The organism is Xenorhabdus cabanillasii, from assembly GCF_003386665.1.
GTDB classification, from domain to species: Bacteria; Pseudomonadota; Gammaproteobacteria; order Enterobacterales; family Enterobacteriaceae; genus Xenorhabdus; species Xenorhabdus cabanillasii.
The window spans coordinates 3,826,768-3,853,431 of the sequence record NZ_QTUB01000001.1 but is presented as its reverse complement, the minus strand read 5'-3'; the positions used below and the strand labels follow the sequence as shown (position 1 = coordinate 3,853,431).

The following is a 26,664-nucleotide window of genomic DNA, read 5'->3' as shown; positions in this document are numbered from 1 at the left end:
GATGCTAAATATTGACACGATGTCCATTCGCGAAATGGTTGATTATCAGAAAAAAGGATTATTGAAGAGTACCAGCATATTAGAACACTACCTTAAGCGATATGATAAATACAACCCGACATTAAACGCTATTGTTGAGATGTCATCACTACAAGATCTTTTAAACTCAGCCGAAAGTGCCGACAGCTGTATTATCCAGGGAGAATCACTTGGTGCTTTGCATGGTATTCCGATCACAGTAAAAGATGCTATGCATGTGGCTGGATTGCACCCTAGTCGGGGGGTCAAAGAATTATATGGTGAAAAGAGCACTAAAGATGCGACAGTATTAAGGCGCTTAAAAGCTAAGGGTGCTATACCATTTGGCCTTACCAATGTGTCAGAAATGTGTATGTCTTTTGATACTTATAACTTGTTGCACGGACGAACACTTAATCCTCATAACCTGTCTCGCTCTTGTGGCGGAAGCAGTGGGGGAGAAGCGGTGGCTATTGCTAGCGGAATGAGTCCGGGTGGGATAGCTTCCGATGCCTGCGGGAGTGTTCGAATACCTGCACACTTCAATGGCGTATGTGGCTTTAAGTTGACCCAAGGTCGTGTTCCTCTCACGGGACAATTTCCAAAAGAACGCTCAGGGCTATTTCACCTAACATCGTCATTCGCGGTGATGGGACGCTATGTGGATGATGTGGACCTGCTAGCAAATCACTTACATGGAGCTGATGGCCAAGACCCAGATACCGTATCTGTTGCCTATCAAGATTACCGTAATTGTAGCATTCGAGGGTTAAAGGTTGGTGTTTGGCGCGGTGAGAACACTAGCGTAGAGTTAGTCCCCGCTGTGGAAAATGCAGTGCAAGTTGTCGAAGACATTCTATCTAAACAGGTCAGTTTGGTTCAGACAATTACACCACCGCTCGTCAGAGAAGCCTGTGAGGTGATATGGAAGCTATTTGTTTTGGGGGGAGATAGCAGCCGAGGTTGGCGAAATCTATATCAGCAAATGGGTAAAACGGAATTTACTCCTGAGATTGCGTCTATTTTGCAACAAAGTGAACAAATTGAGATGACGGCGAGTGAAATCAAAAACGCGATGATTATGAGGGATACGTTCAGACATCAACTCAACCTTATGTTTAATCAAGTGGATATATTGGTGTCGCCAGTGTACCCAGATGTCGCTTTCAAAAATGGCACATCTATGGATAACATTGACAATTACTCATTTGTTTTTCCTTTTAGCTTGTCGGGATCACCTGCAATCGTCATCCCAGTGAGCAAGTGCCCAGAGACTGGAATGCCAATTGGCATTCAAATCGTCGGCAAACATTGGAACGAGCATCAGATATTAGCAATAGCGTCCAAGCTTGAAAGCTGTCTTCAGTACTCTGTATACGAACAAACACCTTGAACATAAAACCAATAAATTATAGGAGAATGTATACCGTCGTTTCAGTATACCTGCTCCCTAGCAACTGAAGAGCATCACAATAGGGGGGTAAGTGATGTTCTGGCTTTATCAACCCGGTGGACATTGTAGAGGTATACTAAATCCATACACCTCAAAATCCTGTTAAGTTTATGACGCTCACGATGAGGTATGACAATGAAACTCAATCCCACCAAACACCATTATTCCGCAGAATTTAAGCTGGAAGCCGTTCAACAGGTTGTTCTCCATCAACTGCGGATTATCGATGTCGCCCGTTCACTGGGGATCAATACCAGTACCCTGGGAAAATGGGTGCGCCAATACCGGGCCGAAAAGCAGGGTGTCACCCCTGTCGGCCGGGCACTCACGCCCGAACAGCAGCAGATACAGACCTTAGCCAAACAGGTCAAACGCCTCGAAATGGAAAAAGAAATCCTAAAGCAGGCGGCCGTGTTGATGAGCGAGATACGCAGGCATGCTATGCGTTAATCACACGGTTGAGCCCCCGATGGCCCGTCAGGGAATTATGTGAGGCGTTTCAGGTGTCTCGCAGTACCTATTAGGGGGTCATTTCGCCCCCAGCCGGAACCGACCCCAGCAAGAGGAAAACTGGGTTATCACGGGAGCAGAAGAAGAATGATGGAATCGAGCAATTGGAAAAACTGGCTGTCACATCAGGACAAAGGAGAGTGTTATTTTCTGGTCAACAGTCTGGCGAAACCGAACCCCGTCCAGCTCTTTTACCTCAACGGCTGGACAGAGCAGGCATTTCCGCTCTACAGCGGTACACCAATGAAAGCCATGCTGGAACAAAGCCCGTGGCTGATTCAACCCAAAGCCAATTGCCTGTCGGAACTGGCTTTACTGCTGGATCAACACGCATTCAGCGATGCCAGTTGGGGTTGGGGCTATCGCAGTACGTTACCGTGGTCATTTCAGTTAGAACACTGGCGTTTACATCAGCAGGTTTTACTGCGTGGGCAAGTGGTGGTTTTGCGTCTGATGGATAACCGTGTTTTCACGCCCCTGCTGCCAGCTCTACAGCCCGGTGACTGGCGTGAACTCTTAACTCCGGTTAATGAACTGATGATCGATACGCCCGAACCGTATTGCTATTACCGGCCGGAAAACTGTCCTCAGGTATTAACAGAAAATTTATTTGTGCTGGGTGATCACCTGATTGAAGCCCGTTACTCAACCGATACCGCCCTCAAGAATCTGGCCTACTCCTTAAGTTGTCAGCTTTGGGAGGAAAACCCCGAATTGGCGCTGAAACTGGATGAACCAGAAGGACAATTGCAAAACAGTCTTGTGGTGTGGCTGAAGCAGGCGAGAGATGAAAAACAGAACTTGAACAAACTTACCGCTGAACGCTTTATTGCCGATAACCCGCAGGTTGCGTTTAGCAAGGAAATTTAAGATTAATTTAGGAAGAAAAGAATGAGTCAGTTAGAACAAACGGATTGCATTAATTGCCCAAATATATTGAAACAGTGGGTTGAATTTCAGCTTGTGGATGAGCAGGGAGAACCGCTGGCGGGGATACCTTATAAATTGAAAAGCCGACTGAATCCAAGTATTGAGCGGACGGGGACAACGGATGGAAAGGGTTTATTACGCGAAGAAGACCTTCCACCAATGCCAGTCATCTTATCCATACCAGCACAACCACTGGCGGATGAAATTGTCAAACGGACACCTCGTCAGCAAACCGGCGAAGCCAATTCCCATGTTAAGCCAACGGCTATATTGGACGGGCATGGATATCAATACACCACATTGGGTATGCTTAGTGATGGGTATCCTACAATTAGCGGGTGGCAAGAGCAGGAATTACAGAACTCAGAACATTTCCGTGGCTCGACCTTACAGGGATTGTCAACCCACCAACTCAAGCGACGGCATGTGCTGGAAATGAGGGTGATTCATGGATGTGCATGTGATAGAGACATTACTTTAGCTGAACTACAAGAGATAGCACCCCTAGCACAACAATCAGTACTTGAAGCCAATTTAAATGCATTTAATGATGGATTTAAGGATTTTGGTATTACTACATGCAGAGGTAAGGCTCATTTTTTTGCACAGGTATGCCATGAAAGTGGAGGGTTACGAACCTTGAAAGAAGATGGAGGAGAAAGAAAAGCATATAACCCTTGGTATGGTCGAGGATTCATACAACTAACATTCAGAACTAACTATGTAGAGTACGGCAATTACATTAATGAAGACGTAACTTCCTCTGCTGAAGATCGGGATAAGTTATTGTCTTCACCACATAGTGTGAAATCAGCATTTTGGTTTTATAAAATACATGCCAGAGCTTTTAACTCTGCTAGGCGTGACGATTTTAACAAAGTGACTGCTATTATCAATGGGGGATTCACAGGTTATACTGATAGGTTAAATAAACTAAGAACAGCAATCAGGGTATTGAAAGCTGACCATCTTAATCAATTGTTAGAAGATGAAATATTCGAATTTACTAAATAGCTTTTCAAAATGGCAGGAGTCTCAAAGAAACTCGATCCTAAATTTGCGAAATTTTTGTTCCCAAAACGCAAAATCACAGAAAAAAGGATCGAGTTATGCTTATCATACCACCCACTTCCCGAAATGAACGGCGGCAGATGAAAAAAATCGTTCAAAAAACACCTGATAAAAATTATGCACGCCGGATCATGGGGATACTTCTACTGTGCAAAACACATTCTGTTCCTCAAGTCGCTGGGATACTTTGCTGCGCCGAATCTTCCGTTTGGCGTTGGCTGAAAAAGTTTAGAGAACAAGGATGGGCCGGCTTGCAGAGCTTACCCGCGGGGCGTCATATTCAGTGGCATTTAGCCCGTTATCTGCCTCTCTTCTATTATTTTTTAGAGCACGCTCCCCAACAGTTTGGCTATATCGGTTCTCGTTGGAGTCTTGCATTTTTTGTGTTTTTACTCAGAAAATATCTGCATATTGCACTTTCCATCAGCACACTTTACCGTTACTTCTGCAAACAAGGCATTGTCTGGCGGCGGGCGGCACCGACATTAAAACAACCGGATCCCGAATATGACGAAAAAATGGCGCGTATTGTTGAGGCACTTTCACGGGCTTCAGAGAAACACCCCGTTGTTTATGAAGATGAAGTGGATATTGATTTTAACCCTAAAATTGGCGCTGACTGGTACTTTAAAGGTCAGCAGAAACGGATTGTGACACCGGGTCAAAATCAAAAATATTATTTTGCCGGTTGCCTTGATGCCCAAACAAGAAAGGTCGTATCTACGGGTTACACGAGGAAAAACTCAGATTTATTTATCAAAATGTTAGAAGCATTGAAACGCGCATATCGTGATGCAGAAACGCTGAGCGTGATTTTAGATAATTACGGTATCCATAAAAGTAAAAAGGTCAGAGAATGGCTGTCGAATAATCCCACTGTGACGCTTCTCTTTCTTCCGGTCTACTCGCCTTGGTTAAACAAAATAGAACGGTTATGGCAATCACTTCATGAAACGGTGACACGCAATCATTGTTGCCAATTTATGTGGCAGCTTATTCGTAATGTGAAAATTTTTTTGAAAAGGGCTTCGTTAATGGCTTGGAAAGCAATGAGAAATATAAGAGTCTCACCATTATGACAAACTATTTAGCAGTTCTATCTATGATAACAAAATTAATTCTTTTGCATGGGGACTCTGGCATGATCCTGATACAGCACAAAGGGGACCTGTCAAAAACAGAGATAAGGCTTTGAGTGGCTATGAAAGAGCATTGGAATTACTCACTGCAAATCCTTTTCCAACTAACCAGTTGGATAAAAACATATACGGAATAAGAAAACGTGATGTTCCCAATTATATAAACAGGCGAATCGCAGCACTGAGGCGAGAGGAAGGTAGAGAAGATAGAATAAGAGAAAACGTAGAAAGGGAAAACAGAGAAAGAAGAGGAAATTAAAATGGTTAAAAAAATTATTTTTTTGATATTTATCATATTGTCTTCCAATGTTTTTGCGTCCGAATTATCTATTTCAGTTACTTGTTATACGGATAAAGGCAAAAGGCCGATAAATATAAAATATGTCACTCTATATTCAAAAAAAGATAAGGCCTATCTTGGTTATGTTAAGTATGAGAAATCTGATAGTGCTATACCGATTGTTTTTGTTAAAGATGATATAATATTAAGCGAAACTAGGCCATCTATTGATACAACGGTATGGAATGAGATGATTAAAGGGGAAGCCAATGGAACTTATACGGTTCTTTCACAAGGAACATTCTACTCTGGTTTAATATATAAAAATAAAAAAGGTAGACGAGTTGACTTTGTAGAAATTGAAGATGTGTATGATGAAAAATTAGATGATTGTATTTGGAAATAGTTGATATGAACTGACCGTCAAAGAGAGCTTGTTTTTTATGAGCAGATAATTAATTACAATCCGCCAATTTTGTTGGCGGATTTGATTATCATGGAAAATTAGCCCACTTTTATTTTTCTCCTTATTTAAAATAAAAATCTAAACTGTACTCTGGTAGGGGCAGAAACCTGAGCATTTTACTCAGGAAGAACTGACATTGATAGGGGCTAAATATACTCACTTTTCAGCAAACTGGAAAAATACAAAAACAAAAGATAATAAAATGCAAGGGGATATTTTTCCGGCGGAAATTGCTTATGCGAATCGTCCTAATAGTAATTGGCGTAGAACTATTTTTGATAATAATGGCAAGGATATTTCAGAATGAGAAACAAAAAAACATTAGCGTTGTTACTTTGCTCAGGCATGATATTGGGATTAACCGCTTCTCACTCTTATCCGTCCGGAAAGCGGGTAGTGACTTACAAACCCATTGTACGCAATAGTGAACCGCTGCCTTATGATAAATGGAGATTTCAAATTATTACCCCAGAATATTTCCCCGCCAGTATTAGTTTTGTCCAGTTTTTGGATGAAGATAATTATATTGTACAAAAATTTATGAATGATGGTGCTAATTCAGATTATAGAAGTGTAAACACCTGGAATAAACGTGTTGGAGGAGTATCCGATGTTATTAAAAACCATGGTGAAGCCTTGCCCCTATCATTGACAGTTTGTTGGGATTCAGTGATTGATAAAAAATCCTATCAAACACTGTTTAAATTCACACCAGATGTAAGACAACTGATGCGTGAGCCTTCTGCTGGGCACTTAGTTAAAGATCGTATATTCTATCGAGATAGAATTTTTATCGGATTAGCCCCCGGCGGAACTGCCAAGGCTTGGTTACGGGGCTATGATAAAAACAATGGTGATAATATCTTAGTGGCCACGGGTGAATCGGTTTACGGTGATAACATGACGATTTGCCGGGACAAAACAAACCATCCTGATGGTTATGGTGAATATTCTGAACGTATCAAAAACTTTATAAAAGGGAAAAAGTACCCTTACGGAGAGTGGTAAACGACCACTTTGAGTTTTTCTCTTGATAGTTAGACGCTAATTTTTAGGGTATCACTGACGCGCTGCGCTTGTCTTCTCCGTGTAACCGGGCTAATACATTAACCCGGTTACACGGAGATCTGAAAAAAATTCCTGCCAGCAAAGAGATTAACGCCTCACCTGTTCCTCATTTTTCTCCTCATTTTTTATTTTCCTCACTGCAAAAACAGGTGAGGAATTGAGATTTATCTATCCTTAAAAATCAATATCTTTTGTATTCCTCACTTTTTACGTATATAGGCGAGAAAAGTGAGGAATACGGTGAGGTGCAAATTCCATTTCCTCACAGCACCTCACTTTCTGACTCACTTTTTAATCTTCATTGTTCTGGTTAACAAGGGTCAGTTCCTGCCCGTTTCCGGGTAATCAGCCCGTCATGCTCTAACTTGGTTAACCAGCGGCTGAAATTCTTCACATTTACCCCCATAGCCTTTAAATCATCACGCACAAGAGCAATGGAACAGGATTCTTTCAGGGCAGTGCGTGAACGTATACACTGCCACAATGCCGTGTGGTTATCGGTTTTATTGGCGATGAGTCCGATCTCTTCCTCTTCAACCGGATCGCGCAGCCTGTCAATCAGAGCTAGTGACGTAATATCCTCACCGTCTTTATCGGTAAAGAGTTCCACTACGCGCAGGTCATAGGCTTGGGTTTCAGGTTCTTCGGCATCTTTCATTTTGGTGCAGGTGATAACCAGCGCACCGCCTTTTTTCCCCTCCCGGTTGATCCGGTATTCAACATCCAGCGCAGCCCGAAACGCACTGGAACCCCTTGCACCTTTGCTTTCGTCTTTGCCGGAATGGTGAACAACCAGAATGCTTGCCCCGGTTTTGGCTTTCAGCTCGTCACAGCCCCGGACGAACGCACCCATATCTTTGGAGTCATTCTCATCAGCTCCGCCAAAACAGCGGGCGAGGGTATCCAGAATAATCAGGCGTACCGGCTGACCTGTTTCAGATTCAACCTGTTGGGCAGCAATCACTAGTTCATGCACTCCGGCGGGCGAGGCCGGAAAGACTGGCGTATTGATCAGATACATATTTTCAACAGCCTGACCATTAACGATTTCCCATGCTTTGATGCGCCGTGGCACGCCGATCCCACCTTCACCAACAACATACAGCACGGAACCCTGAGCAACCTGTTTACCTGCCCACACTTTACCCGTGGCAATATGACAGCCCCAAGCTCCCGCCAGAAAACTCTTATATGATCCGCTCGCGCCGTAAATGCTGCACAGGGAATGCGCCGGAATAATACCTTTAACCACGTAGTCTAACTGAGCATCAAATCCTGCCGAACCCACTGACAGCGGTAACTTTGTTTTGCGCTTTGGATAAATGCTTTCGACATTGTCATAACAATGGTTTTCTATTGCATGATGGTTCATTGGTTTCCCTGCCTGATACAACCCGTTACTGAATGTCTGCTTTGCTGCTTCAATACCGTATTGCTGGCGATAATCATCCCAGTCGGCTTTATGCTCTGTCGGTGGCAATGTGACCCAGCCATTAACTGCAAGAGCGGCTTTTTCTGCCGAACTTTTGCCGGTATTCGCTTTCGGTTTACTGTTCCCATCCAACTCAGCGGAATGATGCCAGTCATTATCTGCGGCAATAATGATTTTCGTGTCCGGCCAGCGTTCCCTGACTGATTGAGCAACGGAGGATAAATTACCCGCATCCAGAGCGGCCAGAATAGTCCCTTTGCAGAGTTGGTTCACCGTGAGTGCTGTGGCGTAACCTTCGGTAATGATCACCGTATCGGGATGATTTCCCGGTGCTGACAGAGCAATAAACGCGTCTTTCTTCTGACTGCCGGTGAGCAATTTTTTCTCCCCATTCAGTTTGATGATCTGTGCCCCTGTGACTTTATTGTCCAGTGTTGTCAGTACTAACACGGTTGATTTATCGGACAGCAGCCGCTGATTAGGGCAGTGCAGCCCCTTTGCAGTCAGATAGGGTGATTGCCCGGCAACAGTTTGCGCCATCAGTGCCGCCACTCTGTCGGCAATGGGTTGTATTGGGTACAGGTTTTCTTTGGCGGGCTTGGGTTCAGGCAGAGGCAATGCCAGTGAATTGGCAATGATTTTCGCCGCCTCAGTAATCGAAATCTTTTGGGTTCTTGCTACCAAATCCAGCCCATCACCGTAGTTGGGGGTGTCACACTGGCGACAATGCCAGTTACCGTGATGGTGATCATCAATAAAGTGAAAACGGTCAGTACCACCGCAAATAGGGCAAGCGCCATGTTTACCTTTTGCCGGAACGTCAATACCACAGGCAGGCAGCAGATTTGCCCATGAATACCTATATGGACACCGACCAAAATCAAGTTGATGACTAATTTTTTCTGACAAAAGTAGTCGCAAACATATATTCGGCTTCTAAAGAGTCCTGATGAAAATCCGCACTCACTGCCCTCATCATGATCACAGTCTTAATTGACTACGTATTCTACCAGGTTCACAGTGAGCCGGTACGACCTGTCAGTACATCACGTTACGCACATCTATTACCGTATGGTTATGTTCAGGATATTCTGCTTACCGGGGAATATATTCCGATTGTTGATTGATTAATGCCCAGGCGATCCTCGCATTCTTATTTGCCAACGCGACAGCCGCCTTATTCAGCCCACTCCGGGCTATCACACCTTTTAACCAGTGTTGTAACCCGTTACATCGTTCATCAGGCAGTTTTCTGAGACTGTATATGACTGAGCGAGCGCCATGAATGAGTATTCCGCGCAAATACGGAGCCCCACGCTTCGTTATTCCCATCAACCTGACTTTACCACCGCTACTGTGCTCTTTTGGCACTCACCCTAGGTAGCTGGCAAAATGACGACCATTCTCAAATGCTTGGCTATTACCTAACGCGACCATCAATGCAGAAGCCCCCAATGGTCCAATGCCGGGCAGTGATAGTAGACGGCGAATATCTTCATACTGGGCATTGAGCTGCTCAAGGCGTTTATTCAGCGTTTTCAAACGATGCTGTTGTTCTGTGAGTTCAAACAGCAGTTCCTGAAGTTGCAATCGCTGGGCGATGTTGTGTTTACCTTCATCATCAATAGCTTTGATGGGAGCTAAAAGCTGGCTGGTTCTTAGTGTGGTAATGTCGAGCTTGCCAATCTGCGGAAAAATATACTGCTCAAGGCTGCGCAGTACGGTTTGGCGATGGCGCTCACTCCAGCGTTTGTTACTGGCGTGCCATTCACGGGCGATGTGTCCAAAGGTATGTGTGATGTTCGATGGGGAGGCAGTGCCTTTTTTCCCGGCTTTGGGATCGATGCCTTGCGCCATCAGCTTTTTGGCTTCATCGCGTTTAGCGCGGGCATCGGCTAGCGATACCGCCGGATAAACGCCAGACGGTCTTCTTTCTTATCGGTCGGGCGGTAATACTTTCATGCGCCAGTATTTTGAACCGCGTGACGAGACTTCTAAATAGAAACCGCCGCCATCGGCGAGTTTGTAGGTTTTTTCTTTGGGTTTTGCAGTTTCGATTTGTCGTGCGTTTAGTTTCATTATTAAGGGCATTCCTTTAATCGAACGGTAAGTGCACCGAATTATGCCCTTCGCTGCATCTTGATTGCAACAGACGAAACTGGACGTTGAGATAGGTAAGAAGGTTGATTTTGCTGGATTTGATGCGAATTGTTTGACTGGGCTGGACTTCACTGGAAGTTGAAGTGGTGCCCGGAGAGGCGACGATGAGCACAGGGGACTGTATATTATCATTGTACGACACTGGTGAGGCGTTTGCGTATAACCGGCCAAAAAATAAGTTTTTGTGACGCTTTGATAAAAATGGCACGTTGATAGACGGGATGATACCGATAGGCTCTGGGGGTACTGGCGCGAAAACAATCCGTGATGCCCAGGATAATCTGGGGATTTTCGGACAAAACCAGCTGGGAAAACGTCAAAAATTCGCGACAAATTGGTGTGGCATACACGAATGCAACGAATAAACCGATATGCGTTAGCATTGTTTTCCTCAATCAAAATTATGTTTCGCGTGAGGTTTATGTGGATAGCCATAAAATTATCCGTATGAATGCAACAAATACGGATGATCAACCCGGTTGTGTCACGTTTATTGTGCCACCTGAATCAACATACCGGATTGAAACGAAAGGGGAATATTAGATTGGCTGGAGTTGAGATGAAATATTACGTTGATGAAAAAACACGACAAATTTATGCGTATGAGAATGTTAATCGGGTAAAATCAGGTTTAACGCCCATTTCCGAGGCTGAGGCGCTGGCGATTGCGAATCCGCCACCTACACCGGCGGAGTTACAGCAGCGGGCGGAGCGGGAAAAACAATACCGAATGTCACAGGTTGCAAACGCTATTGCCCCGCTGCAATATGCCGTCGATTTGAAAATAGCCACGGACGGAGAATTGGCAGCACTGACAGAGTGGAAAAAATACTGTGTGTTACTCAACCGGGTAGACTGTTCCACCGCCCCCGATATCCACGCCGAAGTAAGGACAGGGGCGATAGCCTCTGATAGTGGGTGTGACAGGCATAAAAAAGCCCTCGAAGGGAGGGCTGAAGGGTTAGTTTAATTTCATATTTTGACTTGCAGCAGTAAACATATGCTCAAAATAATTAGCCATATCTTGCTTACTCAATATATTAAACATCTTGTCAGCATAGTTATCTATTAACAATAATTGGCTATGGTAAAGCTTTTCATGCTCAATATCAGCAGCATAGACAAGAAACGTATTTACCGCATTAGGCCATACAGTTCTGGCTTTATCCATTGTTACCGCTTTTAGTGCTGAATCTCCCATCTTTTGCTTATGGTTGGGGCTTCTAAAATCCAGCGTTTCAGTGAGATGATAAGCTCCATTTTTCAATAAAAGCTCTGCATACAAGCCTTCATTTTCTGATAATGGGTATTTAGTTACTACTTTATGGTGAGATATATCACTTATGTTTTTCCCTAAAATTCCCGCCTTATCGAACTGCTCTTTTAGTTCGGTTAAAATCCGTTTCTGGGTTATTGGCGTAGTTCTAGTTGCCCTTTCTGGAGTTATAAACAGCTTATTAATTTCATCTAATTTTTTGTTATATTCATTTTCATCATTTGCAACAAACCAGCCGGGCTGGGATAAAGATATGGCGCCCTGGTAAAGACTTATGGCTTGCTCAAGGGGAAGTTTACTATAAAGAATCGTTTCCAGTTGTTCGCTTAGATTTGATAGATCTTCGGGCTTATAATTATTAGTGATGGCTTTTATTTTTGAAAACGAGTTAATAGTACGGACATCGGGACCGTCAGGGGTAATGATAACCAAACCAACATTGACTGACTCAGATCTCACGGGATTTGGTGTTAACCGGATAACGCTATAACTATATTTTGTCATTTTAACACCTCGTTTCTAACAGAATTCACTCGTTTTTTCTTTCCGCTTCCACCCCACCATGATATAAGCGCTTCTTTTTGCAGTGGATTTATCCAGCTTTCTGGCATTTGACTAAAAATATTATCAACTGATTCAACTTCTATCTTATCTATATAGCCTAAAACTTTTAGAGCGTAGTCTTTACATGATTTATCAAATGATGTCAAGTTTTTTATTGCGGACCATACATTAGTGGTGTTCATTCCGTTAGGTATGAGCATGTCGTTATATTTATTTGGCCAACCCATAACCAAAGAAGAAAGACTGAAATCAAAGGCTTTACATATGAAATGCCCATCTCGGTTCGTTGAGTACAGATAGTTATTAACATGTCTGTCTACATTATAGACAAATTGATCAAATGCATAGATTGCCCAAAATTGCCGTCTTAATAGCGGATCATCCGACATTAAAGATTGTACTATGTTTGCTTGATCGATTGCGGTTGGTAATGAGGCTAAATCATATTGTGAACCAAAAAAATATTCATTGTTATCAGGGTAAAAAAGCACTCTGCAAGTTGGAGTTGGAATACCACTTATTTCCGCTAATTTTGAGCAAAACCACTCCGATGCTGGAACTTGTTTTGGATATGGAACATTTTTCACAAACGAATTTTCGCCGTCACTAATCCCTTTGATGGCATACTCCAAACCATCGGAGGCAATAGCGGTGTTTTTTAAATGAGCTGTATTGCCAAGAACAGGCCTAAGTTCAATAATTTCAAGACTGAAAAGCGGCTCTTGTTCCGTTAGCTCCTTATGTTCCGGTTTTATCTCATCATCTTGTTTCACCACATATTGCTCCTCATTATATGCGACATGCAATCTCGCAATTCTAGTAACAAACATAAAATTCAACATTTGCGCTCTAAATTGCACGCGTATGATACTAAATTACTTTTACCAACCTTCCGATTGGAAATAGTCTGATCTGTGATACAGAACCGGAGGCCGCTAGATGCGGCCTATATTAAAAAATATGATCAGAATAACATTTTGTAACGTAATGATTTACAGATGAAAATTCTTCTGCTAACTTGCTTTGTTGCCATGTTTCGCCAGCATCTCGGCGAAAATTACAGCAAAATGCGCTGATTTTGCTTTCAATTCGCGCAAAAATCGAGCCGCTTCCTTTGCGGGTAAACTATCAAATAGATCCAGCAGCTCCTCTTGTTCTTTGGTCAGTTTTCTATAGCTTGCAGAAGGTTCAGTGTTAGACGGCTGGATAACCTTAGGCCGCTGGGACTCCGGGTTAGGTTCTCCTGTTCCATTTTGCAACCATTCTAATGAGCATTTCAAAGCCTGAGATAATTCGAGCAAAAACCGTGGCCTCTTTGTTGCGCCACTTTCCAGTTGCTGAATTGATTGCTGTTTAACGCCAGCGAGAGCGGCTAACTCCACTTGGGTTAGGTTTAGCTCATTTCTGCGATTTCTGACGCGCTCTGAAATTGACATATGTACTCCTGTGTCTAATCCCTAATTTTCACAAGAAAAGTTGTATTTGACAAACAAGCAAATTTGTTTTTTCTTGTTTTTATTATAATTATTTGATTAATAAGGGAATAAATTTTTACACTTGTGGGGAATTGTGAGCGGGGTGGGGAGTTATTGATATAAAAGCCCTCGCGGGGAGGGCTTTATTGCAAGAGCATTGATTTTAAATTAGGCAGCTTTAGGGATTGTATTAAGGCCTTTATTTAATTGATGATTTAGATGTCTAACTTTATTTACACACAACTCCATTTTATCAAGTAACTCAAAAATTTTTTCGAAATCATATTGTTGCGTCATAATGGCTCCTTTGATGAAGCAATTAGCAAACTTGAGGCTCAGGTAAGTGATTATCTTGAAGAAGTTGCTTCTGAACCTGAACCTGAATATGCAAAACAGCTTATAAATCGAAAAGCCCCCTTATCTATGTGGCTTAAGTATTGGCTTACTTCCCCCTCTTTCCAACCCCTGATATCCCTTATTTCCGCCAGAGAACCGGAATTCTCGCGATTCGTTATAATTAATAAAAATCATATAGTCGGGATGGTCAAAGTGACGGCCTCGGAAAAAAAACAATGAGTTATCTCATTGATTTCTCCGCTGACCGTCAGATTGGCGATCCCGGCTAAATAGGTAGATTCTCCAGCGAAAAATTCCGCCGATTGGAACTGAGCCGAAAATCGGGCTGAGTACCGAGCCAAAGTGAGGACCTCGGAAGAATCAATGGGTTATTTCATGGGCTGGAACATAAGCACACTGCAAATATGCAGTCTGGTCATAAGATGATCGGATTTTTGAATCATGAAGTAAATCAGCAAGTTAACGTAAGGCAAATGTGCTTTACGATGAATTACAGTCACTTAAGAACTACCCCTCCTTAAGCAGGAGTAATGAACCAGTAGTAAAAAAATAGCCCATCGCGGGGATTTTTTGTTGGTCACTAACTGAGTTTTACGAAAGTTTCGTAAAACCTTCTGGTGAAGCTGGCGGTAGGCCGATTGAGGTAATCTCAATGAATATCAAACAAGCTCTTCGTGTTGATGCTGACATCGTGGAGGTGTGTGCCGTGCGTGATCTTGGAACATTCCGAATCCAAGGCCTGCACTAAGAGCCTGCAAAGTTTGTGTAGGTAAAAATTATCCCGCAAAGTAAAGGGTAGAATCTGCCCTTTGTAATTCACTCTTTCTTCTGCTGCATAAGCTTATTGAATTTTTCGTGTAGTGATTGTGGGTACAATTCTGTGTATACCTGCCATAATACATTTAGTGAGCGATGACCAGTAACCTGTGCCACCTCCTCAATTGAGAAGCCAGCCTCGAATAAGCGGCTCGCGCCTTCTCTGCGTAGGTCGTGATAGCGGAGATCTTGGATACCCAAGTCATTACGGACTATTTGGAATTCAGCCGATACACTTTTAGGATTATAAGGAAATATTAACTCACTTTTCTTTGGTTGACGCTGAACAATTTCCCAGGCATCACCTAACAAAGGAACTGACATATGATTACCTGCCTTCTTCCTTGGGTCCTTTCTGTCTCTCACGATGACAGATCTTTGTTTGGGGTCTATATCATCCCATCTGAATTAATAAAGGGCGCGCTTCATACGCAGGGTTCGATACATAATCTATGTTGTAGATTGGCTTGGCTGATTTTAACACTGACGTTAAGTAGCTGACATCATGATTAATGGTTGAAGGGGTAATACCAGTAGAACGTCTTTGCTTGCAATATTCGATAATATGGCTAACTGATAACTCAGAAAGTGTTAGTTTTGACAAGTCACTATCTAAGAGCATATTCAGCACATATTTTTTAGTTTTTCCTGCTTTTCCACCTAGGTCTGGATCATTGAGATATTTATGCAGCAGATCACCAACTGTTAAATCCTCGGTATCATTCTGCGTGGAGACCCCATTTCGTTCTAGTTCAGCCGCCCGCATAGCACCCCATGTTTTAGCATGAGATTGCTTCCCGAATGTGCGATTCTCTCTGTAAATATATTTACCGCCAGATTTAGCCCCAACAGTACAGCGGTAACGGATTGTACCATCTGCGCGTGGGCGTTTTTCTATGCTATAGCAATTGGTGACTGTAACTCAAGCCTTCTCGGTGAAAAATGTATTCAGTACTTACTGGGGGCAAAAGCCATTATTCCTTTCCGTATTATCTGGATCATTGCGTTACCGATTGGCGCAACTCAATCACTGAATTTTGTCTGGTTACTGGCAGATACACTCAATGCCATGATGGCTATCCCTAACTTAATTGCGATTGCGCTGTTAAGTCCGGTTGTGTACCGCCTGACGAAAGACCATATCCATGATGTTAATGCGGTTAGCATTGAGATGAAGGCAAGTAGTGTTGAGATTAAAACCGCAATGAAAACAGATTAATAATTATTAAGCCAATATAAATTGGAATAGTTTCCATGTCTCAAGCAGAGCGTTATCAGCCTGAACGCACGGACTGGGATATGGGGACATGCTATTTATGAGGAGGTATATATTATTAGTAAAATAATAACTATAAGGACCGGCAATGAATACCAGCAATGTAGTACCTCATTTACAGCAGATTCTGGCTGATTCTACTGAAAGTTGGGCTGATTGGCGTTGGCAGCAAAAAAATGCTGTACGTGATGAAGCTACTTTACGTTCTGTTTGTGGTGGATGGAGTGAAGAGATAACTCAGCGCATCCAACAAAATTTACAGGGACAAAAGATGCAGATTACGCCTTACTATCTGCGGCGAATCTTAGCAACCAACCAATCTGAGGATATCACGGCAAATCCGCTCTGGCGGCAGGTTGTACCATTCTGGAGTGAAGAAGAGCTGAATGGTTATGATAGTGAATCAGAAAACTGGGAACTTAATGATGATATGAAGACGCCCATTTGCCAGCATAAATATGATAACCGCGTCATTTTACGTATGGTCAATGCCTGTAACTCCTACTGTCAATTCTGCTTTGAAGCATTGCGGACATTAAAAGTTGATTCAAATAAATCCAATGCAGGCCGTAATTCTTTCCAACAATCTCTTGAATATATTAGAAATACACCTTCAATCGAAGAAGTTATCCTGAGTGGCGGTGACCCCCTCATGCTGACGGATAACAAGTTAGCTGAGTCACTCGCTGCAATCAGAGAAATCAGGGATGATTTGTTGATCCGTATTCATTCCCGTGTTCTTACATTCAATCCTTACCGTATTACCGATACTTTGATAGAAATTTTGGAAAGATACGGTGTTAATGCCTTTGGTGTGCATGTTTGCCACCCATTGGAGTTAAGTGAAGAATTCCGGTCTGCTGTACGTCGTATCCAACGTGTTGTACCGATTGTTTTTTCCAATATGCCTTTCTTGCGTGGAATTAATGATGATGAAGCAACACTCCACAAGTTGTTTATCGGGCTCTATCGTATGGGAGTGAAACCTTACTATCTCTATCATTTTATGCCTTTCTCGCCGGGATCTTCAGAATATAAAGCCTCGATTAATGACGCCATTACTATTATGAAAAAACTCAAACGTCGGGTTTCGAATATTGCCTTGCCGGAATATGTTCTGCCACATATGCAGGGAAAATTTACCGTACCACTGTTTATTGATCCTGATGAAATACCATATTTCGAAACGCGTGGTAGTCAACGCTATTACCGTTTTATTAACTGGAAAAATGAGCAATGTGAATGGTTAGATAATTAATCCTATTTATTGTATTTCAAGGATATCAAATGAAACCTAATGCAATTTTGTTTGTTGATGTTGATGAAGCTGAGGTAGCACGTTATACCTATCGGGAACCTCACTTTGTTGCAGCAAAAAAGATGGGATTGTTTTGTCTGACTGTAGCGCATAAAAGACGCCAGAATACAGAACGGCTTTTTACTGATAGTGATGAAGTTTTCTTATTGGAATCATTATCGTTTGAATCTTTGCAAGACTGCGTTACCCGTTTGCAGCAGTCTTATAATTTGTGTGCTATTTTTTGTCACGCAGGGCATGCTTCTGCCAGCGGACAAATGGGTTGTATTGTTGCCGAAATATGTCAAAAAATTGGATTACTTTATACTTCCCCCGCTTCCATTGCTACCTGCAACAACAAATTCCTTATGCGTCAGGCACTACAAAAGCATGGAATTAGAACAATACGCCATGCACTATGTAACAGTGAAAAGGAGTTATATAAGCAAGCCAATAGAATTGGTTATCCGGTGATGGCAAAACCGCCTTTTGGGGCAAGCTCAGCTTTTATTAAAAAGTGTTATAACTGGTTTGAATTGCAAGCTCATTACCAAACATTCACAGCTTACTATAAGCACTCAGCCTCAGTGGATTTTCTTGGAAATACTCAAACATATTCTACTCCTGAAGGCACAAAATACCTTAACCAGCCGGGGCAAAGTATGTTACTGGAAGAATATATCCAGGGTATTGAAGGTACTGTCGAATGTGCAATTACCCAGGATACTGTCCATCCGGTATTAATAAATGAAAAACTTATTCTGACAGAAAAAGATAATACGGTATTAGAAAATCTGCTCATTGCTCCTCCGGTTTCATTTACCGCTTCAGAACAAGAACAAATCAGAAATTATGCTATCGCTTGTATACAAGCAGTCGGATTGAATCATGCCATTGCTCATCTTGAATTTCGTATGACTGCGGATGGCCCGGTGGTCATTGAGATTAATCCACGTCTTGGTGGCTTGTTTGTGAACTCCGCATTTCGTGATCTTGCCGGGTTAGATCCTTATCAGCTTTATCTCTCTATTCTTTTGCAAGAAAAAGATATTGATACGCAGATCATACAAGGGCAAAAGCAGGCTGCAACTGCCAAACAGCATTACTCTATGATAGTCATGTATCCTGAAAATAGCGGTCATTTTCTGGGCATAAAAAATATTGAATACATCAAAAATAATCCACATGTTATTGAATGCTTGTCTCAACCCGCTGGTTACGACATCAATGCGGAAACAGAAGAACATTACCTGTTCAGGTGCTGGGCAAAAGTTAATGATGCCTCCCATGCTCATACACTACACAACGAAATGATAGAGAATGTAAAACCGATCGTTATTCCACTTTCATAAGGGTGTTACTCTATGCGAATTGCAGAGATTTCGGCACGTTTAATGAATAATCATTATTGCCATATTCCACATTTCAGTGAACTGATTTCATATCAGGAAGAAGAAGCTCATACATTTAAAAATCAGTGGGATAATTTGGTATTAGATCAGAATTTCAAAAATTACACTCATCGGGAAAGACGTATTCTACGCTATTGTTATCACCCAGACACAGAAAACCCACTTCAACTTAATCGGAATAGTGAATATCAATCACCAGTAACCTATGATATTGAATATAAAAAAGGCGCCAATCAACTGAGTTATTCGGAGGAAACTTTTATTACTCACCCCATCATGCAACATATTCTTGCTACAGATATTGCCATCTTAGGTGAGCGTTTAACGAAAGGTTGTCGCTATTCGATTGATATCCACCAGTTCCGGGTAAAAGCTTTTTCCGGCAAAGAGAGCCCGACAACTTCTGGTATTCATCAGGATGGACAGGATTGGATCTTTATGCACTTTATTCAGAGCCATAATATTGCACCTGTTATTTCTGAAGTTCACTTAACAGAGAATGAAGCCCCACCTTTATTGCAAACAGCAATGCAACAATTTCTTGAAACGCTCACAATCAATGATAAACAACTTTATCATCGAGCCAGCCATGTTCGACAAGTATCTCCTGCAACTGCGGCATTTCGGGATCTATTGCTAGTGACTTTCCGGCAACTTCCTGAACAATAAGAGAGCTAATAATAATGTCAAGTCAGGAAAATAGACTGGATTTGCGTTGGTCTGGTCGTAATGCCTTATTTATCGTTAGCGCAAGATTTATATCCGATTTTGGCGCATTTCTGAATATGGTAGCGTTATCCACTTACGTTTACCTGCTCAGTAATAGCGTAATACATGTCAGTATTTTTCTTGCTTGTCGTGTTGCGGGTGGAGTTATTGCCAGCTTAATCGGTACGCCGTTTTTCCGGCGATATACAGGGCGATGGCCTTTGGTCTGTTTCGATTTATTGCGAGTCATGCTGCTGTCCTTATTATTGATATTCCCGGTTTCACAGCAGTTACTGATCTTACCGATCATTGCTTTCGGTATCGGTTTGGGCAACTCAATGTTTGCGATTGGGTTGAACAGTCAACTTCCGCATTGGGTACATGCCTCACAACGTATATCAACAAATTCCTGGCTGACGTCGGTCGCTGCTACAGGCGCAGTGCTCGGCAGTTTGGTATCCGGTCTGTTGGTCGCCAGTCGTGGCTATGAGATGGTTTTTATCGTTAATATCATCACTTATCTGTTGGCCGCAATATTGATTATGCCACTGCGTTTTCTCACTGCGCCTGAACAGCAGGGATCGCGGGCATTGGGGAACGAATGGCGAGAATTGCGTCTCGGATTACGCGGAGCACCTGTACTGGCCGGGATGTTGCTTCTGAGTCTGGCGGATACACTGGGCAGCGCTGCCCATAATGTCGGTTTTCCCATTATTTCTAAGCTACTGAACCCTGATAATGCCAGTGCTGTAATGGGGTTGTTACTGGCGACATGGGCGATAGGAAAATTCAGTGGTGCACGCCTGACCAGTTACCTGTTACGCAATCGCGACATCTTGAAAATGGAAAAATTGTTTTTCCTCGGCGTTGCATTAATGTCAACGGGCTTTATCCTTACCTTCCAGCAAACCAGCCAGCTTTGGTTATTGTTGTTTGCAGTATGGGCAGGAATTGGTGATGGAATTGCAGAAGTTAGTCTGATATCCCGTGCGCAAAGTGAACCGGAAAGCCTGCGACTGCCCATTTTTAGTTTGCTGACTCTATTACAGATGACGGGTTTTGGAATAGGTATGTTGTTGGTTGCCCCTTTTTACGTCTGGTTGACGCCATCCAGCGTTATCATTATCTTCCACGGCCTGCCACTAACAGTATTGGCCATCATTCTGATATGGGGGCGGCGTTATATTTCCAGTAAGGCATAAATATTATATACCCGTTGTTTTTCAAATTGCGGCATCTTGAAACCCATCGGATATAATGCCGCAAATACCCCTGCAAATTTTGCAGTGTTCTTGCCATTGAATTTCCTGACTTTTGTCATGCTTAGCACAATTTTATTTGTCCTTTGCTGAGATTTGTAAGGGGCTAATTTCCTGCATGCAATAACGAATGCTCATCAAGGAAAGCCGTGGCTGAAGATAGCGATCTCGAAAAAACCGAAGAACCCACGCCCCATAAACGGGAAAAAGCGCGTAAAGAGGGGCAGATAGCACGTTCAAAGGAACTCACTTCTATCCTGATGTTAGCAGGAGGCGTCAGTCTGCTCTGGATGAGCGGACAATCGATCACTCACGAACTTTCATTGATGGTATTCGAAGGATTCAACTTTGACCATAACATGGTCAGTAATGATAAGCAGATGGTACAGCAGGTTGGTCGCTTATTAAAACAGGCAGTCTGGGCACTGTTACCTGTGTTTGTCGGCCTGATCCTGATTGCTTTGAGTGCGCCGACATTGATGGGAGGACTGATATTCAGCTCAAAATCCATCAAATTTGATCTGGCCAAACTGGACCCGGTTGCTGGTCTGAAGAAAATCTTCTCCATGAACGCATTGGCGGAACTGTTCAAGGCCATCTTGAAAGCATCAATGGTAGGAGGGGGAGCCGCTCTGTTTATCTGGGCGAATTGGCCTGCCATGCTGAATCTGACTATCCAAACACCTTTGGTAGCATTGAATGATGCCATGCTGATGTTGATTTTTGCAGGCTACGTTGTCTTGTTTATGTTAATACCGATGGTGGCGTTTGATGTGTTTTATCAGATCCGCAGCCATCTGAAAAAATTGAAAATGACCCGTCAGGAGATCAAGGATGAATTTAAGGAACAAGAAGGAGACCCACACGTAAAGGCGCGAATTCGCCAACAACAGCGTGCGGCTGCACGTAAGCGGATGATGGCGGATGTGCCAAAAGCGGATGTTATTATCACTAACCCGACCCATTATGCCGTTGCTTTACAGTATGACAGTAAAAAAATGAGTGCGCCTAAAGTATTGGCGAAAGGAGCGGGACTCATTGCTTTGCGTATTAAAGAGATTGGTGCGGAAAATCGCATTCCACTACTGGAAGCCCCTCCATTAGCGCGAGCGTTGTTTCGTCATGCTGAAGTGGGTGGCTTTATTCCGGCGGCACTCTATGCTGCCGTTGCTGAAGTGCTTGCCTGGGTTTACCAATTGAAACGTTGGAAACGGGAAGGTGGCCTGAAACCAAAAACACCTGAAAATCTGCCAGTGCCGCCAGCACTGGATTTTGCTGGAGAGAATAATCGTCATGGCTAATCTGGCCTCATTGTTCCGTTTACCGGGGAATATAAAAGGCTCCCAGTGGCAAATGCTTGCGGGGCCTGTACTCATCCTCATGATCTTGTCGATGATGGTACTGCCGCTACCACCATTCCTGCTTGATTTACTGTTCACATTTAATATCGCACTTTCCATCATGGTTTTGCTGGTGGCGATGTTTACACGTCGGACGCTGGATTTTGCGGCTTTTCCGACGATTTTGCTGTTTTCAACATTGCTGCGTTTATCACTGAATGTCGCATCCACACGTATCATTCTGATGGAAGGGCATACAGGAACGGCAGCGGCAGGACAAGTCGTAGAAGCTTTCGGTCACTTCCTTGTCGGGGGTAATTTTGCCATTGGTATCGTTGTCTTTGTTATCTTGATCCTGATTAACTTTATGGTGATCACCAAAGGTGCAGGACGTATCGCTGAAGTCGGTGCACGTTTTGTACTGGATGGGATGCCTGGGAAACAGATGGCAATTGATGCCGATTTGAATGCCGGCTTGATAGGCGAAGATGAAGCCAAGAAACGGCGCGCAGAAGTCACACAAGAAGCCGACTTCTACGGCTCGATGGATGGTGCGAGTAAATTCGTGCGTGGCGATGCCATTGCCGGGTTGATGATCCTGGTGATCAACATCGTTGGAGGTTTGATTGTCGGTGTTGCCCAACATGGGTTGAGTTTGAATGATGCGGCAGAAGCCTATACATTGCTGACCATCGGTGATGGTCTGGTTGCTCAGTTGCCTGCGCTGATTATCTCTACGGCAGCGGGTGTTATCGTGACCCGTGTAGCAACCGATGAAGATGTCGGCCAGCAAATGGTGACTCAGCTTTTCAACAACCCCAAAGTTATGATGTTGAGTGCCGGTGTATTGGGTTTGCTTGGTTTAGTGCCGGGAATGCCTAACTTTGTTTTCCTGTTGTTTACCGCGGCATTGGCGGGAGTAGGGTACTTCCTGCTTCGCAGGGATAAAGATCCATTTACGGTACAACACAAAGAGATGAAAGTGGCAGAAGAGCAACAGCAAACCGCAGAAGCTTCATGGTCTGATGTGCAACTGGAAGATCCACTGGGTATGGAAGTCGGTTATCGGTTAATTCCGATGGTAGATTTCCGCCAGAATGGTGAACTGCTTGGGCGTATTAGTGGTATCCGTAAAAAGTTTGCGCAAGAAGTGGGCTATTTACCTCCCGTTGTTCATATCCGTGACAATCTTGAATTAGCACCAGCCAGCTACCGTATCATGATGAAAGGAGTAGAGATTGGCCGCGGTGAAGCTCATCCGGGACGCTGGCTGGCGATTAATCCGGGCGGTGCGGTAGGTGAATTGCAGGGGGACCTGACCAAAGATCCGGCTTTTGGACTGCCGGCTGTCTGGATTGATGACAGTTTAAGGGAACAGGCACAGGTACAGGGTTATACTGTCGTAGCGGCGAGTACTGTTGTGGCAACTCATCTGAACCATTTGTTGTCACAGCATTCCAGTGAACTATTTGGCAGACAGGAAGCACAGCAACTGTTTGAGCGCGTCAGTCAGGAAATGCCGAAACTGACAGAAGACTTTATTCCTGATGTCGTCAGCTTGACCACGTTACATAAAGTTCTGCAAAACCTGTTGGCGGAGCAAGTACCGATCCGTGACATGCGCACCATTATTGAAACACTGGCTGAACATGCACCGGTACAAACTGACCCTTATGAACTGACTGCCGTTATCCGTATTGCTCTTGGGCGGGCGATTGCTCAACAATGGTTCCCCGGTGCGGATGAAATTAAAGTGATTGGCTTAGATGCAAACCTTGAACGTATTCTGCTCCAGGCATTGCAGGGCGGTGGTGGACTGGAGCCGGGACTGGCTGAAAGTCTGGAACATCAGGCGGCAGAAGCACTGGAGCGTCAGGAAATGCTCGGTGCACCACCAGTGTTGTTGGTTAACCACGCACTGCGTCCGTTGCTGTCTCGTTTTCTGCGTCGTGTACTGCCCCGATTGGTTGTGCTTTCCAATCTTGAAATTACCGATAACCGTCAGATAAGAATGACGGCGACGATTGGGGGCACAAGATAGCGCTGGCCGTCAAGTCTTCGGCATAATAACAAATATAAGGTGATCACTACGGTGATCACCTTATTATTATAGAAATAATCAATCTTCTGGCTCCTGCCATTGCAGTTGTTTTCTCATTTCATCTGGAACTGACTCAAAACAGAATTTTAATTCTCTCTTTATGAAATTGCTAATTCGGACATATCCTGTTATTAGTGTTTGATAAATAATGTCTGGCCTGATTATTTTTTAAATATATCTCTTCAATATTTATATAGTACATACAAAAATAATAATTCATCTTGAGATAGAGCCACTTCTGGGTGGGGATATGTTATTAAATATAATTTACTTCCTATTATCCGATAAGAAAATTGAGAATCTAATGAAATAGGTCTTAAATATTATAAAAATAATTTAATGTTAATAATGATATTAAATTTGAAAACTAGACAGGCATATTTCATTTGTAGTACGGTTGATAAGCCTATTTTTAGCAAAGAATATTCTTAATCTGGATTCAGGTTAACTATTTTTAATATTCAAATTTTAATATTCAAATTATATAAAGGATCTTCTGTTTATTAGCAGCAATGTAATAATAATGAGGTATAAAATGGATAAAACTGAAAAGAATACAGAAAGTAATCTCGTGTATGGTGTTGATCCTGGATATCAACATGAAGGTGCTCTTAAAGGTTATGGTAAAGAGGCAACGCAAAAAACTTATAAACTTAACAATTATGATCCCGCCGAGAGCACGGATATCTTGACCTACACTTCTACTCGTATGGCCAAGACAGTGTTTAATACTTATGAAGATAACGATGATTTCAGTATCGCGTGTTATTTTACTGATTGGGCACAATACGATGGCAGAGCGGTAGAAGCATCGCCTTCAGAGGAGGTATTAAAAAATCAGGGCGGTCGTGGTGCTGATTTAACTCGCATTAAAGGTGATGCAACCAATGGTAGTCCTTTTAAGAAATTGATATTCAGCTTTGCTGGCATCATTGGTGATAAGGGGCCAAAAGGGGATACTATTTTATCGGCTGCGGTAAGCTGGGGATTTGGTTCAGATAAGAATAGTGCCCTCGAAAAATACATGGGTTGGCCGATCCCAGTTGACCCGTGGGCAGATGTCAGTGCGTACTTTAACTGCGGTTTTGAAAGTGGTGCTTTCGATCCATATCCAACAATATATGACCAGGACAAAGCCAAAGGATTACTCGGTGGCTTTCGTGAACTGAAAAAAGCTGATCCCAATCTGGAAATTTCCGTCAGTATTGGTGGGTGGTCAATGAGTGGCGCTTTTTATGATATCTGCCGCGATGATACTCACCGTAAACAGTTTGTTGAGGGGCTGAAAGATCTATTCAATCGTTTCCCGATGTTCAATCATATCGATATTGACTGGGAATATCCCGGATCTGCGGGAATGGGAAATCAGTTTGATAAAGATGATTATATTTATTATAAAAAACTGATTGAAGAAATAAAGGCTGCCAATATTTCTAATTTAAATGGAATTAGTATTGCGGCTTCCGGCGATCCGGAAAAAATTGATGATGCCCATATTCCTGAATTAATGGCCGCTGGAGTTACAGGCATTAATTTGATGACTTATGACTTTTTCACTTTAGGTGATGGTCAACTTTCTCACCATACCAACCTGTATCGTAATAAAGACGATACGTATTCCAAATATTCCGTTGATGATGCTGTCCAGCATTTAATTAAACTTGGCATTGATAAGGAAAAGATTTTTATCGGTTATTCGGGTTATACACGTAATGCGAAAGGTGCAGTTATTAGCAGTCAAAGTCCACTGCAAGGCACTTATACCGGAAGCGGTAATGTTGTAGGCAGTTTCGAATCCGCAGTTATTGAGTGGACAGACGTTATTTATAACTATGTTGATTTCGAAAATGGCATAGGCCGTAATGGCTATGAAATTATCCACGATGAAATAGCACAGGCAGATTACCTTTATAACGAAAAGCTGCAAGTCTTTATGTCATTGGACACGCCACGCTCTGTCAGAGAAAAAGCCCGTTATGTCAAAGAAAAAGGATTAGGTGGCTTATTTATTTGGTCTGGTGATCAGGATAATGGCTTATTAACCAACGCAGCTCACGAAGGTTTGGGACGTAAAGTTAAGGATCAGGTTATTGATATGTCACCATTTTATTTTGATGACGATAATCTCCCTTCTTACGATAAACCCAAGGAGCCACAATGCAAGGATTGTGTTTAATTCTCAATATCATCTTCAGATGGTTATTTAATTGATAACTGTTTGCTGAGTTAGCACCGAATCACTGAAATGGGATAATA

General features: G+C 42.9%; 23 protein-coding genes and 4 pseudogenes. 18 read left to right on the top strand and 9 right to left on the bottom strand.

Going from position 1 to position 26,664, the window contains the following annotated elements; all coding sequences use genetic code 11:
• Window position 1: 1 nt before the first annotated feature.
• From BDD26_RS17230 to BDD26_RS17195, 9 genes are all read left to right on the top strand, one after another.
• The gene (locus BDD26_RS17230) at window positions 2-1,411 is read left to right on the top strand and encodes an amidase (protein WP_115827237.1); all 1,410 of its coding nucleotides are present in this window, start codon (window positions 2-4) and stop codon (window positions 1,409-1,411) included.
• Window positions 1,412-1,606: 195 nt separating this feature from the next.
• On the top strand, window positions 1,607-1,921 hold the full coding sequence (locus tag BDD26_RS17225) for a transposase (protein WP_170140425.1): 315 nt from the start codon (window positions 1,607-1,609) through the stop codon (window positions 1,919-1,921).
• Window positions 1,922-2,071: 150 nt separating this feature from the next.
• Window positions 2,072-2,851, top strand: coding sequence for a DUF4123 domain-containing protein (locus tag BDD26_RS17220; protein WP_244922768.1), 780 nt, complete (start codon window positions 2,072-2,074; stop codon window positions 2,849-2,851).
• Window positions 2,852-2,872: 21 nt separating this feature from the next.
• On the top strand, window positions 2,873-3,925 hold the full coding sequence (locus BDD26_RS17215; protein ID WP_115827234.1) for a glycoside hydrolase family 19 protein: 1,053 nt from the start codon (window positions 2,873-2,875) through the stop codon (window positions 3,923-3,925).
• 95 nt (window positions 3,926-4,020) lie between these two features.
• On the top strand, window positions 4,021-5,061 hold the full coding sequence (locus tag BDD26_RS17210; protein WP_115827233.1) for an IS630 family transposase: 1,041 nt from the start codon (window positions 4,021-4,023) through the stop codon (window positions 5,059-5,061).
• Window positions 5,062-5,173: 112 nt separating this feature from the next.
• Window positions 5,174-5,380: a hypothetical protein gene (locus BDD26_RS17205; RefSeq protein WP_115827232.1), complete on the top strand. Its 207-nt coding sequence runs from the start codon at window positions 5,174-5,176 to the stop codon at window positions 5,378-5,380.
• A 1-nt stretch (window position 5,381) separates the two neighbouring features.
• Window positions 5,382-5,807, top strand: a complete 426-nt coding sequence (locus tag BDD26_RS17200) for a hypothetical protein (protein WP_115827231.1) — start codon at window positions 5,382-5,384, stop codon at window positions 5,805-5,807.
• Window positions 5,808-6,003: 196 nt separating this feature from the next.
• A complete protein-coding gene (locus tag BDD26_RS19645) occupies window positions 6,004-6,174 on the top strand; it encodes a hypothetical protein (protein ID WP_170140424.1) in 171 nt (56 codons plus the stop codon).
• A complete protein-coding gene (locus BDD26_RS17195; RefSeq protein ID WP_244922767.1) occupies window positions 6,171-6,875 on the top strand; it encodes a DUF2931 family protein in 705 nt (234 codons plus the stop codon). The genes BDD26_RS19645 and BDD26_RS17195 overlap by 4 nt, the downstream gene beginning before the upstream one ends.
• Before the next feature lie 370 nt (window positions 6,876-7,245).
• Here the strand turns inward: BDD26_RS17195 and BDD26_RS17190 are convergent, their stop codons facing one another.
• The 4 genes and pseudogenes from BDD26_RS17190 to BDD26_RS17175 form a co-directional block, all read right to left on the bottom strand.
• On the bottom strand, window positions 7,246-9,276 hold the full coding sequence (locus tag BDD26_RS17190) for an AAA family ATPase (protein WP_425330432.1): 2,031 nt from the start codon (window positions 9,274-9,276) through the stop codon (window positions 7,246-7,248).
• Between the two features lie 186 nt (window positions 9,277-9,462).
• Window positions 9,463-10,224 (bottom strand): annotated as a pseudogene (locus BDD26_RS20905) (IS110 family RNA-guided transposase).
• Window positions 10,201-10,446 (bottom strand): annotated as a pseudogene (locus BDD26_RS20900) (Arm DNA-binding domain-containing protein); the annotation flags it as partial. The pseudogenes BDD26_RS20905 and BDD26_RS20900, both read right to left, overlap by 24 nt.
• A gap of 209 nt (window positions 10,447-10,655) precedes the next feature.
• Entirely contained in the window at window positions 10,656-10,910 is a 255-nt protein-coding gene (locus tag BDD26_RS17175) for a hypothetical protein (protein ID WP_115827230.1), read from the bottom strand.
• Window positions 10,911-11,086: 176 nt separating this feature from the next.
• On the opposite strand from BDD26_RS17175, the gene BDD26_RS17170 reads away from it, so the two are divergent.
• Window positions 11,087-11,497 (top strand): tail fiber assembly protein, encoded by a 411-nt coding sequence (locus BDD26_RS17170; protein WP_115827583.1) that lies wholly within the window; start codon window positions 11,087-11,089, stop codon window positions 11,495-11,497.
• Here BDD26_RS17170 and BDD26_RS17165 read toward each other — a convergent pair.
• The 5 genes and pseudogenes from BDD26_RS17165 to BDD26_RS17145 form a co-directional block, all read right to left on the bottom strand.
• On the bottom strand, window positions 11,489-12,307 hold the full coding sequence (locus BDD26_RS17165; protein WP_038267090.1) for a DUF3037 domain-containing protein: 819 nt from the start codon (window positions 12,305-12,307) through the stop codon (window positions 11,489-11,491). The genes BDD26_RS17170 and BDD26_RS17165 overlap by 9 nt on opposite strands.
• Complete coding sequence (locus BDD26_RS17160) at window positions 12,304-13,143, bottom strand: HipA family kinase (RefSeq protein ID WP_051502583.1); 840 nt, start codon at window positions 13,141-13,143, stop codon at window positions 12,304-12,306. Before BDD26_RS17160 ends, BDD26_RS17165 begins: the two co-directional genes overlap by 4 nt.
• Window positions 13,144-13,380: 237 nt before the next feature.
• Complete coding sequence (locus BDD26_RS17155; RefSeq protein WP_069202359.1) at window positions 13,381-13,803, bottom strand: helix-turn-helix domain-containing protein; 423 nt, start codon at window positions 13,801-13,803, stop codon at window positions 13,381-13,383.
• A 207-nt stretch (window positions 13,804-14,010) separates the two neighbouring features.
• Complete coding sequence (locus tag BDD26_RS20580) at window positions 14,011-14,139, bottom strand: hypothetical protein (RefSeq protein WP_280524531.1); 129 nt, start codon at window positions 14,137-14,139, stop codon at window positions 14,011-14,013.
• Between the two features lie 876 nt (window positions 14,140-15,015).
• A pseudogene (locus BDD26_RS17145) lies at window positions 15,016-15,781 on the bottom strand (tyrosine-type recombinase/integrase).
• Window positions 15,782-15,886: 105 nt separating this feature from the next.
• On the opposite strand from BDD26_RS17145, the pseudogene BDD26_RS17140 reads away from it, so the two are divergent.
• From BDD26_RS17140 to BDD26_RS17105, 8 genes and pseudogenes are all read left to right on the top strand, one after another.
• Window positions 15,887-16,234 (top strand): annotated as a pseudogene (locus tag BDD26_RS17140) (alanine:cation symporter family protein); the annotation flags it as partial.
• Between the two features lie 145 nt (window positions 16,235-16,379).
• Window positions 16,380-17,549, top strand: coding sequence for a KamA family radical SAM protein (locus BDD26_RS17135; RefSeq protein ID WP_038260406.1), 1,170 nt, complete (start codon window positions 16,380-16,382; stop codon window positions 17,547-17,549).
• 29 nt (window positions 17,550-17,578) lie between these two features.
• Window positions 17,579-18,940 (top strand): ATP-grasp domain-containing protein, encoded by a 1,362-nt coding sequence (locus BDD26_RS17130; RefSeq protein WP_115827228.1) that lies wholly within the window; start codon window positions 17,579-17,581, stop codon window positions 18,938-18,940.
• A gap of 12 nt (window positions 18,941-18,952) precedes the next feature.
• The gene (locus BDD26_RS17125; protein ID WP_115827227.1) at window positions 18,953-19,669 is read left to right on the top strand and encodes a 2OG-Fe dioxygenase family protein; all 717 of its coding nucleotides are present in this window, start codon (window positions 18,953-18,955) and stop codon (window positions 19,667-19,669) included.
• A 14-nt stretch (window positions 19,670-19,683) separates the two neighbouring features.
• Window positions 19,684-20,910: an MFS transporter gene (locus tag BDD26_RS17120; protein ID WP_115827226.1), complete on the top strand. Its 1,227-nt coding sequence runs from the start codon at window positions 19,684-19,686 to the stop codon at window positions 20,908-20,910.
• Window positions 20,911-21,116: 206 nt separating this feature from the next.
• Window positions 21,117-22,268: a flagellar biosynthesis protein FlhB gene (gene flhB / locus BDD26_RS17115; RefSeq protein WP_115827225.1), complete on the top strand. Its 1,152-nt coding sequence runs from the start codon at window positions 21,117-21,119 to the stop codon at window positions 22,266-22,268.
• Window positions 22,261-24,348 carry a flagellar biosynthesis protein FlhA gene (gene flhA, locus BDD26_RS17110; protein WP_115827224.1) on the top strand — a complete coding sequence of 696 codons (2,088 nt, stop codon included), beginning with the start codon at window positions 22,261-22,263 and terminating at the stop codon, window positions 24,346-24,348. Before flhB ends, flhA begins: the two co-directional genes overlap by 8 nt.
• A 595-nt stretch (window positions 24,349-24,943) precedes the next feature.
• Complete coding sequence (locus BDD26_RS17105; RefSeq protein ID WP_115827223.1) at window positions 24,944-26,584, top strand: glycosyl hydrolase family 18 protein; 1,641 nt, start codon at window positions 24,944-24,946, stop codon at window positions 26,582-26,584.
• Window positions 26,585-26,664 lie beyond the last annotated feature (80 nt).